We start from the raw sequence: 12,264 nt of genomic DNA on the forward strand, positions 1-12,264 counted from the left end.
AGAATTGAGAAACGGGACCCGGCGCCTTCCAAAGGCGCCGGTTTTTTTATCCGCAAAAGCCCTTTCGGCGTCGGCCGTCCGTCAGGACCCGGGTTGAATGGAGCCCGTAGCGCGAATAGACGATCGCGGTCATCCATGACTACCTCGAAAAGTCATCCGTTAGAAAAGTGTTTTAGCAACAGCAACGGCAGCAGACGGTAACGACAGTTTTTTACGCAGAACTCAAATAAGCCTGCTGAGCCGTGGCACAGGCCAGCCTTCGCGACCGACAGCAAAGACCAGGCCGAAGCGGGCAAAGAGGATTGAGACGGCAAATGCGAGCCAGGCACCGAGTGCCAGTCCCGCTACGACATCGCTTGGATAATGGACGCCGATGATGATGCGGGTTGCACCGAGCCAGAGCCCGATACCGATGAAAATGAGCCTGACGTGCGGAAAAAGGAGGATGAGTGCCACAAAGAGCGCGCCGATATTGGCCGAATGACCTGATGGGAAGCTCTGATGCAGGAAATCCATGTTCAAGGGCGAGAAACTGAAAATGCCCTCCTGCTCATAGATAAGCGGACGCGCCCGCCCGATCAGGAATTTCAAGGCGTTGGCACAGACACTGGCCAGGATGACGGAAAGCCCGACATATGCCGTCATTTGGACGAAATAGGCCATGCGGAATTGACGGCGGACCTTCCAAAGCCGTCGGCGAACGGCGTAACCGGTAGCAAGAACGGTGCAAAGCCCCGCAAGGATCCAAGCAAGGCGGCCGATATCCGTTACGTCGCCGGCGATCGATACCAAGGGAGGCGAGAGGCTTTTGGCTGCCTGTCCGAGCGGTCTGTCGAAGACAAAAAAGGCAATGACGACCACATTGATCGCGGAAAGCGTGAACGCCTTCCAGGGAACTCTGCGATGGATCGTGCGTCGGGCGTCGTAGCGCTTGCAAAGATAGGATCGGCAGCCTGGTTTGTGATCGGCGGTATTGCTCATTCCATTCCTTCGTCGTTTTGCCCTTCGTCGTTTGCAGGACATAGGAACCGGAACTGATACCTTCAATAAAAAGCCCTCCGTACCGATAGATACGAAGGGCGGAGAAGCGTTTCACGTGAAATATCAGGCAGAAAGCGTCTTGAACTCGGCAAGGATCGCCTGGCCCATTTCGACAGTTCCAACCTTGTTGGCGCCTTCGGCCATGATGTCGGCCGTGCGCATACCCTTGTCGAGAACGTTGGCGATCGCCCTCTCAAGATTGTCGGCTTCCTTCACGAGGTTGAAGGAATAACGCAGGCACATGGCAAAGGAGGCGATCATCGCAATCGGGTTGGCGATGCCCTTGCCGGCGATGTCGGGAGCGGAGCCGTGGACCGGTTCGTAGAGCGCCTTTCGTTTGCCTGTCTTGCCATCCGGCGCACCGAGAGAAGCAGACGGCAGCATGCCAAGCGAGCCGGTCAGCATCGCCGCTACGTCGGAAAGCATGTCGCCGAAGAGGTTGTCGGTGACGATGACATCGAACTGTTTGGGCTGACGTACCAGCTGCATGCCGCCGGCATCGGCCAGCATATGCTCCAGCTGGACGTCGGAATATTTTGCCTTGTGCGTCTCGGTCACGACCTGATTCCAGAGCACGCCGGACTTCATGACGTTGCGCTTTTCCATGGAACAGACACGGTTTTGACGGGTTCGGGCCATTTCGAAGGCGACGCCGGCGATGCGTTCGATTTCATAAGTGTCATAGACCTGCGTATCGATGCCGCGTTTCTGGCCGTTGCCAAGATCGATAATCTCCTTCGGCTCGCCGAAATAGACGCCGCCCGTCAGTTCGCGGATGATGAGAATGTCGAGACCTTCGACAAGTTCAGGCTTCAGCGAGGAGGCGGAGGCAAGCGCCGGATAGCAGATTGCCGGGCGCAGGTTTGCGAAGAGTTCCAGGTCCTTGCGAAGGCGCAGAAGACCCGCTTCCGGGCGCACTTCATAAGGCACGCTGTCCCATTTCGGACCGCCGACTGCACCAAAGAGAACGGCATCCGCCGCCAGCGCCTTTTTCATGTCGTCTTCGGAGATGGCCGCGCCATGCGCATCGTAGGCACAGCCTCCGACAAGGCCTTCACCGATGGCGAAGCCGGCGTTCATCGCCTCGTTCATGTAAGCAATGATCTTGCGGACCTCGTCCATTGCCTCGGGACCGATGCCGTCGCCCGGCAGCAGGAAAAGATTGCGCGCTGTCATGAAACCCTCCGCGGAAAAACAAGCTGCGGCTTCTTAGACCCCGCCGGACGCCATTTCAAGGAACAGAACGGCTGAATCGGTACGGTTTGCTGCCTCACGATGGCGATGTGAATCCTGGCTTGGAAGCAAAGAAAAAGCCGGGTAGAAGCCCGGCTTGATCGCATGCTCGCGTTCGGGCGATTAAGCTGCCCAGGGACGCGACGCGGCGTTTGACTTTTCGAACCTGTCGATCGCAGAGGCCTTCTCCAGCGTCAGGCCGATATCGTCAAGGCCGTTCAGCAGGCAGTGGCGCTTGAATTCGTCAAGGTCAAACTTGATCGAACCACCGTCCGGGCCGGTGATTTCCAGGTTTTCGAGATCAACCGTCAAGATGGCGTTGGAACCGCGCGAAGCGTCGTCCATCAGTTTGTCGAGGTCTTCCTGGCTGACCCTGATCGGGAGAATGCCGTTCTTGAAACAGTTGTTGTAGAAGATGTCCGCGAAGCTTGTGGAGATGACGCAGCGGATGCCGAAATCGAGAAGCGCCCACGGGGCATGCTCGCGCGAGGAACCGCAGCCGAAATTATCGCCGGCAACGAGAATCTTGGCATTCTGATAAGCCGGTTTGTTGAGCACGAAATCCGGGTTCGGCGTGCCGTCTTCGTTGTAGCGGGCTTCTGCAAAGAGGCCCGTGCCGAGGCCGGTGCGCTTGATGGTCTTCAGGTAATCCTTGGGAATGATCATGTCCGTGTCGATATTGACGACCGGGAGGGGTGCTGCAACGCCCGTGAGCTTCACGAACTTTTCCATGGAAACCTGCCTTTGTATGCCGTTTTTCAACGATTGCTCCGGCAATAGAGCAAAACGCCGTAAAAATGAAGGAGAATCTTGGGGCGCGTTTAGAGATCGATGATCGTGCCGCGGCCGTCGTTCCAGATGCGCATTTCGCGCTTTGGCTGAGCCTTGGCGCGGACGGGCGCCGGCTTCATCTTCATCGAAAGCGCGCGGCCAGCCATCAGCACGGTCAGGATACCGCCAACGGCGAGCGTCACCGAAAAGGTGAGAGCAGCGAGCGCCACGAATACAGTGATCCCTGCCAGCATGAGGAAGATGGAGCGTATATTCTGCATGAGTTTAGACCTTTCTTCGAAAGGAATGTGGTCCTTGTTTTTTATTTCTGCAAGTCAAGCATGGCTTTTTGTTGTCTTGTCACTCTTCACAAAGCTTGGCACACATTCGTGATGAGCCAGAATTCGCCCATCCGTTCCTTCAGTTTGCACCGCTCTGTGCTGAGCGTTCCCGCAATCAATCTCCGAGCGCTCGAAAAGACCCATGCCCTCGATTGCGATGCCGTCATTTTCGATCTCGAAGATTCCGTGGCGCTGGAGAAGAAGGAGGAGGCCCGCGAAAACCTGAAAACCTTCTTTTCGGGCAAGCCGCTTACGAACAAGGAAAAGATCATCCGCATCAATGCACTTTCGTCGGCTTTCGGCCATGCCGATATGGAGCTAGTACAGGCGCTTCGGCCAGATTCGGTACTTTTGCCGAAGGTGGACGAACCGCAGGATGTCATGGCCGTGAGCGACCTTCTTGCTGATGCGGATGCACCAGAGACCTTGCGTATCTGGGCGATGATCGAGACGCCGCGCGGTATCTTGAACGCGGCGGCAATCGCAGAGGCTGGCCGCACCCTCGGCTCGAGACTCGATTGCTTCGTCGTCGGGCTGAACGATCTGCGCAAGGAGACCGGCGTTCTGCCTCAACCGGGCCGAACCTATCTCGTGCCATGGTTGATGCAGGTCATCCTCGCCGTGCGCGCCTATGGTCTCGATGCGATCGATAGCGTTTTCAATGATTTTAAGGAAGTAGATGCCTTCGAGGCCGAATGCGCGCATGCCCGGGCCATGGGCTACGATGGCAAAATGCTGATCCATCCGATGCAGATCGAGGCTGCCAACCGGCACTTTGCTCCCGATGAGGCTGCCATCCGGGAGGCGGAAGAAATCATTGCCGCTTTCGCCGATCCTTCGGCCGAAGGTCTCAACGTCATCACCTTGAACGGTCGGATGATTGAGCGGCTGCATCTTGTCCAGGCGGAAAGCCTGGTCCATAAAGCCCGCCTGATTTCCGAACGCCAGACTATTGAACGAAAGCCTTTATCATGAAGCTCTATCGCCTTTTGACCGGCCAGGACGACGCCGCGTTCTGCCATCGCGTAACCGATGCGCTCAACAAGGGCTGGTCGCTTCACGGTGCACCGTCGCTGACCTACAATATTCAGACCGGCCAGGTGATTGCCGGCCAGGCGATCGTCAAAGAGGTCGAAGGCAAGGATTATCATCCGGAGATGAAGCTCTCCGAGCAATAGGTCAGCGCTCGACGGCCTCCTCGACGCTCGCTTCGATCCGCTCCATGTCGTCATCGCTCAGCCCGAAATGGTGACCGATCTCATGGATGAGAACATGGGTGATGATGTCTCCGAGCGTTTCATCGTTTTCCGCCCAATAATCCAAAATGGGACGCCGGTAGAGGCGGATACGATTGGGCATCTCGCCGGTCTCGACCGTGAAGCGCTCGGAAATACCCCGGCCTTCGAAGAGGCCAAGCAGGTCGAACGGCGTTTCCAGCGCCATATCCTCGAAAACATCGTCGTCGGGAAAGTCTTCGATTTCGATCGTTAGATTGTCGGTGAGCGAGCGGAATTCATCCGGCAAGTGGCTATAGGCGTCCATCGCCAGGGACTCGAATGTGCTGAGCGTTGGGGCATGGCGGTCCCGCCAATCCTCGCTCTTGTCTATGCGGGCCATGAAAATTCCCTTCCTTTGGCGCCCATATAGAACCTTTGCGGGTGATTTTCGAGTGTGGAATCAAAGGCAGGAATAAATTCATAAGAATTGGGTGTTGACTCTTTTAGAAAGCTCTGGAATCCATAAGAACATAACAGGAACAATCTGACTTTGGAGTGAACGTCGTGGCGCAGACGGCCGTGGCGCGCGAGCAGCTTTGTGCGCTCCGCGAAACCATTGCGAAACTCGAAGGCAAGCCGGCACCGACGCTTGCGGCGGCGGCGCAAGAAGCTTTTGCGGCTGGTGATGAAACCTATTTAAGACCTGCAAACACGCCGCTGCGTCTGTCCTTTGACATTCCCATTCTCGATGAAGCGCTTGAAGGCGGTCTGCCGCTTAACGGCATTACCGAAGTCCGGTCTTCGATGCTGCGGGATGCGGCCGGCCCCAGCGGTTTCGTGCTGGCGCTAGCCGCCTGGCTGCAGCGGCAGGAGACGGCGGATGGCATGCCGGTTTTTTGGATTGGTGACAGAATATGCACAATGGAAGCAGGGCATCCCTATGCTGTGGGCCTCAAGGATTTCGGATTGGAGCCGGAACGCTTTCTCATGGCCTCGCCACACAAGCTGGAAGAGGCGCTGTGGCTTGCCGAAACGGCTGTCGAAAGCGGCCTCTTCCCAGCCACGATCCTGGAGGTGCGCGGCAATCCGGTCCAATTCGGTCTTACAGAAAGCCGGCGATTGAGCATGCGGGCAAGGGCTTCCGGCCGCCCGCTTTTTCTGTTGCGGCAGGGAGGCGAGGAGGAGGCGAGCAGCGCCATTTTCCGATTGCGTGCCGAACCTGCGCCAGCCAGCGCACGGCCTCTGCCGGATGGTTCGATGTTAGATGGCGGCATCGGCAATCCGGTTTTTCGTCTCATCCTGGAGAAGAGCCGCAACCCGGCTCCCCTCTCCTTTCTTCTGGAGTGGAACCCTCATGACCGCCGGTTTTTGCCCGTTAGCCAACCAGAGCGCACTCGTTCTCCAGGCGAGCAATCAGCGCATTCTGTCGCTCAGCTTTCCCCACCTTCCAACCGACAGGATCGCCCGCAAGAGGTGGGGTCTATCCTGGCGTTCGGCCGGACGCCCTGATGCGCCGCCGATCGTCTGTTCTGGACGGCTCGACAATGCCATGCGGCTAACGGCGCTCGACGAGGTGGCGGAACGGATCAAACTGAAAAAAAACCAGGGAGTGGCCGAAGCGCGTGCCATATACCCGCTTCTGGATGTCATCGAGGAAGACCTGGCGGCCGATCGTCGGCTTCTCGAGGGCATCGCTGATTGGTGCGACCGTTATACGCCGCTGGTGGCATTCGACGGCAAGGACGGGCTGTTTCTGGATATTACCGGCTGCGCCCATCTCTTTGGCGGCGAAAGGGCCATGCTCACGGATATCCTTTCCCGGCTCTTCCATATGGGGTTCGATGTCCGCGGCGCGATCTCTTCGTCGCCGGGCCTTTCCTGGGCCGTTTCCCGATTCGGGGATGGTGGCGTCATCGAAACCGATCAAATGGAACATGTGCTGGCACCACTGCCGGTCGCAGCCCTTCGGCTGGAGGAAGCGACCGTCGAGGCACTGAAGAAGCTCGGCCTCAAATATATCGTCGACCTCCTGTCTACTCCACGCGCGCCGTTGGCCCGCCGTTTCGGCGCGCAACTCCTGCTCAGGCTCGACCAGGCGCTTGGAGTGGAAGAGGAGCCGGTTTCCCCGCGGCGGCCCGTTGCCAGTCTTTCCGCCGAACGACGCCTCATAGAGCCGATCGGTACGGAAGAAGATATCCTCGCCCTCACCGGCCAGATCGCCCAATCACTGAAAGCCTCGCTTGAGGCACGCGGCGCCGGCGGCCGTGTATTCGAACTCGTGCTGTTTCGCGTCGACGGCAGGGTCTTCAGGATTCCCGTCGGCGCCTCGCAGCCTCTCAGGGATCCGAAGCATATCGCTTCGCTTTTCAGCGAGCGTCTGCAGGCAATCCACGACGATCTCGATGCCGGCTACGGCTTTGAAATCCTGCGGCTGAATGTGCTGCGCCATGATCCCTTCAATGCGACGCAGGGGGATTTCGAAGGAAGCCGACAGAGGGAGACATCGCTTGCGGCGTTCATCGACAAAATCGCAGCCCGCCTCGGCGCCGATTGCCTGCAGAGATTTCAACTGCGCGAGAGCCATGTGCCGGAGCGGGCGGCGATTGCAATTCCCGCCATGGAAGGCCTTCAGGCACACCGCAAGGCGGAGGAAGGAAATCCTTTTCCTTCCAGATGTGAGCGTCCCCTGCGGCTTTTTACCAGGCCGGAGCAAGTGGAGGCCCTGCTTGCCGAAGTGCCTGACGGTCCGCCGCAAATCTTCCGCTGGCGGCGCATGCAGCATCGCGTGGCAAGAAGCGAGGGACCGGAGCGGCTTGCCATGGAATGGTGGACCGATGGCGCGGATGCCGAGCCACGCGATTATTTCCGAATAGAGGATGATGCCGGTCACCGCTTCTGGATCTATCGCGAAGGTTTTTACGGGCATGAACTTCCTCCTCGCTGGTTCATGCATGGGCTCTTTGCATGAGCACGACGCCCGCATTTTTCGAAATTGGTGCGAGAACGAACTTCTCGTTTCTTGAAGGAGCCTCCAGTCCCGAGGAGATGGTGGTGCAGGCAGCTTGCCTGAAGCTCGGCGGACTCGGGATTGCTGACAAGAATTCGGTTGCCGGGGTCGTGCGGGCACATGCGCAGGCGGAGGAGATCAGGAAAAAATTCGACAGGAAGGAAGCCGGCCTTCTGGAAGAGGACGAGAAGAAGCAGATCATTCCCGATCCAATCCGCATCCAGCCAGGTGCGCGTCTCGTCTTTTCGGATGGAACTCCGGATGTTCTTGCCTATCCACAAAACAGGCGAGGATGGGCGCATCTCTGCCGTCTTCTGAGCGCCGGGAATCTAAAGCCGGAGGCGGAGAAAGGCTCCTGCATTCTCACCGAGGCGGAGATCATGGAATGGGGAGACGAGATGATGCTCGCCCTTGTTCCTGACCGGCTCGTTGTGAATGATGCCGTTGGTCAGCTAGCATTTGAGAATTGCCTGCAGCGTTTTCGAAAACGCTTTCGGAAGAAGGTCCATATGGCGCTAGCGCCGGCTTATGATGGCCGCGACAAACAGGTTTTTGCAATCCTTTCCATGCTTGCCGCCCGCAACCGCATTCCGCTGATCGCGACCAATCAGCCTCTTTATCATCATCCAGACCGGCGGCCTCTCTCCGATATCGTGATTGCGATCCGCAAGCATGTTCCGATTGCCGAAGCCGGTTTCCTTCTGGCGCCGAATGCAGAGCGCTATCTCAAGGGAACGCGGGAAATGGGGCGCCTCTTCAAGGACTATCCCGACGCGATCGACAATACACGCGCATTCTTCTCCAGCTTGACCTTTTCGCTCAAGGAGCTGGAGCACAATTATCCGCCTGAAAACGATCCTGGCGAAACGCCGTATGCAACGCTCGAACGGTTGACTTGGGCCGGAGCTGCAAAGCGCTACCACCCGCAGCCTGTTCCGCAGAAAATCGTGACACAGATCGATTATGAACTGGATCTCATCAGGCAGAAAAACTACGCTTCCTATTTCCTGACAGTTTACAAGATCATTCAACACGCCCGCTACAAGCTCGGGGTTCTGTGCCAGGGCCGCGGATCGGCTGCGAATTCGGTCATTTGCTATTGCCTTGAAATAACGGAAGTCGATCCGAACAAGGCCACCTTGCTTTTCGATCGGTTCATCTCGATGGACCGGGACGAACCGCCGGATATCGATGTCGATTTCGAGCACGACAGGCGCGAAGAAGTCATCCAGTACATCTATAAAAGATACGGTATAGAGCATGCCGGGCTGACAGCGGGGGTGACCACCTATCGCACCCGCTCTGCTGGCCGCGAGGTCGCCAAGGCCTTCGGGCTTTCGGAAGATGTCCAATCGGCAATCAGCAGCCTCGTCTGGGGCTGGTCGGAAGACAATCTGTCGAAGCGCGATGCAAAGGCGGCCGGTCTCGACATGAGCGATCCGGTGACGAAGAACGTCCTCAGATATGCGTCCGAGCTACTCGGCTTTCCGCGCCACCTTACCCAGCATGTCGGCGGATTTGTCATCACCCGGGACCGGCTCGACGAAGTCGTGCCCATCATGAAGACGGCGATGCCGGACCGCTACATGATCGAGTGGGACAAGGACGATCTCGACAATGTCAAGATTCTCAAGGTTGATGTTCTGGCGCTTGGGATGCTGACCTGTCTTCGCAAGGCCTTCGAACTTCTTCAGCTGCACTACGATGTGAAGAAAACGCTCGCCGATCTCGGCAACAAGGAGCATGGGGAGGAGGGCAAACCGGTTTACGAGATGATGTGCCGGGCCGACACGCTGGGCGTCTTCCAGATCGAAAGCCGGGCGCAGATGAGCATGCTGCCGCGACTGAAGCCAAGGGAATTCTACGATCTCGTCATCGAGGTGGCAATCGTCCGGCCGGGGCCGATACAGGGCGATATGGTGCACCCCTACCTCAAGCGACGGGAGCAGAAAACACCCATCGAATATCCCAGCAAGGAATTGAAGGCGGTGCTGGAAAGAACCCTCGGTGTTCCCCTGTTTCAGGAGCAGGCAATGCAAATTGCTATCACCGCTGCAGGCTTCAAGCCGGCGGAAGCCGATCGGCTTCGACGGGCGATGGCGACGTTCAAGAGAACCGGCACGATCGGCAATTTCGAGAAGCGATTCATCGACGGAATGGTTTCGAGAAACTATTCGTCTGAATTTGCGCGGCAGTGTTTTAATCAAATCAAAGGCTTCGGCGAATACGGCTTTCCGGAAAGCCATGCGGCTTCCTTCGCGTTGCTCGTCTATGCTTCATCTTGGATAAAGGCCTACTATCCCGATGTCTTCTGTGCGGCGATGCTGAACTCGCAGCCGATGGGATTTTATGCGCCGGCGCAATTGGTCCGGGATGCCAGGGAGCACGGCGTCGAAATTCGTGCGGTGGATATCAATCGTTCGGATTGGGATTGCCTCTTGGAGGATGCGCATTTCGACAAGTCAAAGATCGACTTCCGGCACAGGGACATGCACAAGATCATCCGGACGAAGAGGGCGGTTCGCCTCGGTTTGCGGCAGGTGAAGGGCCTTTCCGGCGACATGATAAAGGCGAAATTGATCGCAAATCGAGGTGCCGGCTATAGCTCGATCCGTGATCTATGGCTGCGCTCGGGCCTCGAAAAATCGGATATCGAACGGCTGGCAGATGCCGATGCGTTCGGTTCCATCGGCTTGTCGCGGCGAGAGGCGCTCTGGGAGGCGCGGGCGCTTGATGTGAAAAGTGCCGCAGAGAGGCTGCCTTTGTTCGATCGGGTGTCGAATGTCGATCTCCAAGTCGAACCGAGGGTGACACTGCCCGAAATGCTGCCAGGCGAGCAGGTGGTCGAGGATTATCGCTATCTCTCGCTGTCACTGAAGGGGCACCCGATTTCCTTCCTGCGAGAGGATTTCCAAAGAGCAGGGATTACACGCAATGTCGATCTTCTGGCCGTGCCGAACGGAAAGAGGGTGACGATTGCCGGGCTGGTGCTGGTGCGCCAGCGCCCGGGCTCGGCCAAGGGCGTGATCTTCATGACGCTTGAGGATGAAACGGGTGTTGCCAATGCTATCGTTTGGAAAAACGCCTTCGAGAAATACCGCTCGGTTGTCATGGGGGCGCGGCTCGTGAAAATCCATGGCAAATTGCAAAGTCAGAGCGGCGTCATTCACACTGTTGTCGAACATATCGAAGATATGACACCCGCTCTCGGCCTTCTGCAGAAGGAGGTGCAGCGCTTTGGTCTTTGCGAACGCGCCGACGAGGCTATGCGGCCGACGGCCGATCCGCGTGGAAAAAAGATAACGCATATCCTAAAAAAGGCGGCCATCGAACGGCGAGTGATATCAACAAGCATTGAGGCGAATGCTGGGGAGACCGCAAAGGTCATGCCGAAGGGGCGCAACTTTCATTGATGGGTTAGCGATAGATGATGTTGCCCATGTCAGCGTGCCCAGCCATGAGACACCCCACGCGCCCAGTGATTGCCCCCGTCACGTTTATGTCCGCGGGGACGCCAGTGCGATCAGGACCGAGATGGTCCGTTCAGCGGTTCCTCTTCCTGGCCGCGCCTTCTACCTCGATTTTTTTCTTGACACGCACCATCTTCTTTTGCAGAAAACACGATAGTCAGTGTCATGTTTGGAAATGAAGACGTGCTCGTCTGCAGTTGCAACTATATAACCGACAAGGAAATCCGGGAGGTCATCAACGACCTTCTCGATGAAGACTGTTGGCAGCTTATCGTGCCTGCGAAGGTCTATCATGCGATGGAAAAGCGCGGCCGTTGCTGTGGTTGTTTCCCCAACGTCGTCAACCTCATCATCCAGACCACCGAGGAATATCATGCCCGTCGCGACTCGACGGATGACGAGATATTTGATTTCATGTCCCGCCTGAAACAATTCCATGAAGAAAACAGGAGAGCGGACATTGAAAGGCGACAAAAAGGTCATCGAGCGGCTTAACGAGGCACTTTTCCTCGAACTCGGCGCAGTCAACCAATATTGGGTTCACTACCGCCTGTTGGAAGACTGGGGCTATACCAAGCTTGCCAAGAAGGAGCGCGCCGAATCCATTGAAGAGATGCATCATGCCGACCGTCTTGTCGCGCGCATCATCTTCCTTGAGGGGCATCCAAACCTGCAGACGCTTGCTCCGCTGCGCATCGGCCAGAACGTCAGGGAAGTTCTGGAAGCCGATCTTGCCGGCGAGTATGATGCCCGCACAGCTTACAAGAAGTCGCGTGACATCTGTCATGACGCCGGTGACTATGTCTCCATGAAGCTCTTCGAGGAGCTTCTTGCCGATGAGGAAGGCCATATCGACTTCCTCGAAACGCAGCTCGAGTTGCTCGAGAAGATCGGCGAAGCCAAGTATGGCCAGCTGAACGCCGATTCTGCCAACGAGGCCGAGTGACTAAACCTTCAAAACCAACCGGCCGCAAATATGCGGCCGGTTGGTTCTTCACGTCCAGGACGCGTGTTGCGCAGGGATGGAATTGCGTTCCATCGAGCGCCGCATCCAGGATCCCAGCTAATTGCGGTTAATTTCTCTCAGTTCCTTGTTTTTTTGGACGTGCTGGGTCCCGTTTTGGCGTCGTCGGCGACCCGACGCACGCACGAGGTCGGCCATTTCCATTGCGAGGCCGGTGGCG

General features: G+C 57.2%; 11 protein-coding genes and 1 pseudogene. 7 read left to right on the forward strand and 5 right to left on the reverse strand.

Going from position 1 to position 12,264, the window contains the following annotated elements:
• Positions 1-222: 222 nt before the first annotated feature.
• The 4 genes from C9413_RS00080 to C9413_RS00095 form a co-directional block, all read right to left on the reverse strand.
• Complete coding sequence (locus tag C9413_RS00080) at positions 223-981, reverse strand: phosphatase PAP2 family protein (RefSeq protein ID WP_039846525.1); 759 nt, start codon at positions 979-981, stop codon at positions 223-225.
• 123 nt (positions 982-1,104) lie between these two features.
• Positions 1,105-2,217 carry a 3-isopropylmalate dehydrogenase gene (gene leuB, locus C9413_RS00085; RefSeq protein WP_170250093.1) on the reverse strand — a complete coding sequence of 371 codons (1,113 nt, stop codon included), beginning with the start codon at positions 2,215-2,217 and terminating at the stop codon, positions 1,105-1,107.
• Between the two features lie 180 nt (positions 2,218-2,397).
• Positions 2,398-3,006 carry a 3-isopropylmalate dehydratase small subunit gene (leuD, locus tag C9413_RS00090; RefSeq protein WP_039846523.1) on the reverse strand — a complete coding sequence of 203 codons (609 nt, stop codon included), beginning with the start codon at positions 3,004-3,006 and terminating at the stop codon, positions 2,398-2,400.
• 89 nt (positions 3,007-3,095) lie between these two features.
• Positions 3,096-3,326: a hypothetical protein gene (locus C9413_RS00095; protein WP_039846522.1), complete on the reverse strand. Its 231-nt coding sequence runs from the start codon at positions 3,324-3,326 to the stop codon at positions 3,096-3,098.
• A 111-nt stretch (positions 3,327-3,437) separates the two neighbouring features.
• On the opposite strand from C9413_RS00095, the gene C9413_RS00100 reads away from it, so the two are divergent.
• A complete protein-coding gene (locus C9413_RS00100) occupies positions 3,438-4,361 on the forward strand; it encodes a CoA ester lyase (RefSeq protein WP_039846521.1) in 924 nt (307 codons plus the stop codon).
• Positions 4,358-4,564 (forward strand): DUF1737 domain-containing protein, encoded by a 207-nt coding sequence (locus tag C9413_RS00105; protein ID WP_022717565.1) that lies wholly within the window; start codon positions 4,358-4,360, stop codon positions 4,562-4,564. Before C9413_RS00100 ends, C9413_RS00105 begins: the two co-directional genes overlap by 4 nt.
• Position 4,565: 1 nt before the next feature.
• Here C9413_RS00105 and C9413_RS00110 read toward each other — a convergent pair whose 3' ends face one another.
• The gene (locus C9413_RS00110; protein WP_039846520.1) at positions 4,566-5,003 is read right to left on the reverse strand and encodes a metallopeptidase family protein; all 438 of its coding nucleotides are present in this window, start codon (positions 5,001-5,003) and stop codon (positions 4,566-4,568) included.
• Between the two features lie 164 nt (positions 5,004-5,167).
• On the opposite strand from C9413_RS00110, the gene C9413_RS34370 reads away from it, so the two are divergent.
• The 5 genes and pseudogenes from C9413_RS34370 to bfr all read left to right on the forward strand — a co-directional run bounded on the left by C9413_RS34370 (position 5,168) and on the right by bfr (position 12,026).
• Positions 5,168-6,112: a hypothetical protein gene (locus tag C9413_RS34370; RefSeq protein ID WP_039847050.1), complete on the forward strand. Its 945-nt coding sequence runs from the start codon at positions 5,168-5,170 to the stop codon at positions 6,110-6,112.
• A gap of 10 nt (positions 6,113-6,122) precedes the next feature.
• Positions 6,123-7,571 (forward strand): DNA polymerase Y family protein, encoded by a 1,449-nt coding sequence (locus tag C9413_RS00115; RefSeq protein WP_348648758.1) that lies wholly within the window; start codon positions 6,123-6,125, stop codon positions 7,569-7,571.
• Positions 7,568-11,023 (forward strand): error-prone DNA polymerase, encoded by a 3,456-nt coding sequence (locus tag C9413_RS00120; protein WP_039846518.1) that lies wholly within the window; start codon positions 7,568-7,570, stop codon positions 11,021-11,023. The genes C9413_RS00115 and C9413_RS00120 overlap by 4 nt, the downstream gene beginning before the upstream one ends.
• A 146-nt stretch (positions 11,024-11,169) precedes the next feature.
• Positions 11,170-11,575: pseudogene (locus tag C9413_RS00125) on the forward strand ((2Fe-2S)-binding protein).
• Positions 11,541-12,026: a bacterioferritin gene (bfr, locus tag C9413_RS00130; RefSeq protein WP_039846517.1), complete on the forward strand. Its 486-nt coding sequence runs from the start codon at positions 11,541-11,543 to the stop codon at positions 12,024-12,026. Before C9413_RS00125 ends, bfr begins: the two are co-directional and overlap by 35 nt.
• Positions 12,027-12,264 lie beyond the last annotated feature (238 nt).

Source organism: Rhizobium sp. SEMIA 4085, assembly GCF_013004495.1.
GTDB classification, from domain to species: domain Bacteria; phylum Pseudomonadota; class Alphaproteobacteria; order Rhizobiales; family Rhizobiaceae; genus Rhizobium; species Rhizobium gallicum.

Excerpts from the sequence above, each read along its gene's own strand:
- C9413_RS00080 (WP_039846525.1), bottom strand. The coding sequence starts at position 981 with ATGAGCAATACCGCCGATCACAAACCAGGCTGCCGATCCTATCTTTGC.
- leuB (WP_170250093.1), bottom strand. The coding sequence starts at position 2,217 with ATGACAGCGCGCAATCTTTTCCTGCTGCCGGGCGACGGCATCGGTCCC.
- leuD (WP_039846523.1), bottom strand. The coding sequence starts at position 3,006 with ATGGAAAAGTTCGTGAAGCTCACGGGCGTTGCAGCACCCCTCCCGGTC.
- C9413_RS00095 (WP_039846522.1), bottom strand. The coding sequence starts at position 3,326 with ATGCAGAATATACGCTCCATCTTCCTCATGCTGGCAGGGATCACTGTA.
- C9413_RS00100 (WP_039846521.1), top strand. The coding sequence starts at position 3,438 with ATGAGCCAGAATTCGCCCATCCGTTCCTTCAGTTTGCACCGCTCTGTG.
- C9413_RS00105 (WP_022717565.1), top strand. The coding sequence starts at position 4,358 with ATGAAGCTCTATCGCCTTTTGACCGGCCAGGACGACGCCGCGTTCTGC.
- C9413_RS00110 (WP_039846520.1), bottom strand. The coding sequence starts at position 5,003 with ATGGCCCGCATAGACAAGAGCGAGGATTGGCGGGACCGCCATGCCCCA.
- C9413_RS00120 (WP_039846518.1), top strand. The coding sequence starts at position 7,568 with ATGAGCACGACGCCCGCATTTTTCGAAATTGGTGCGAGAACGAACTTC.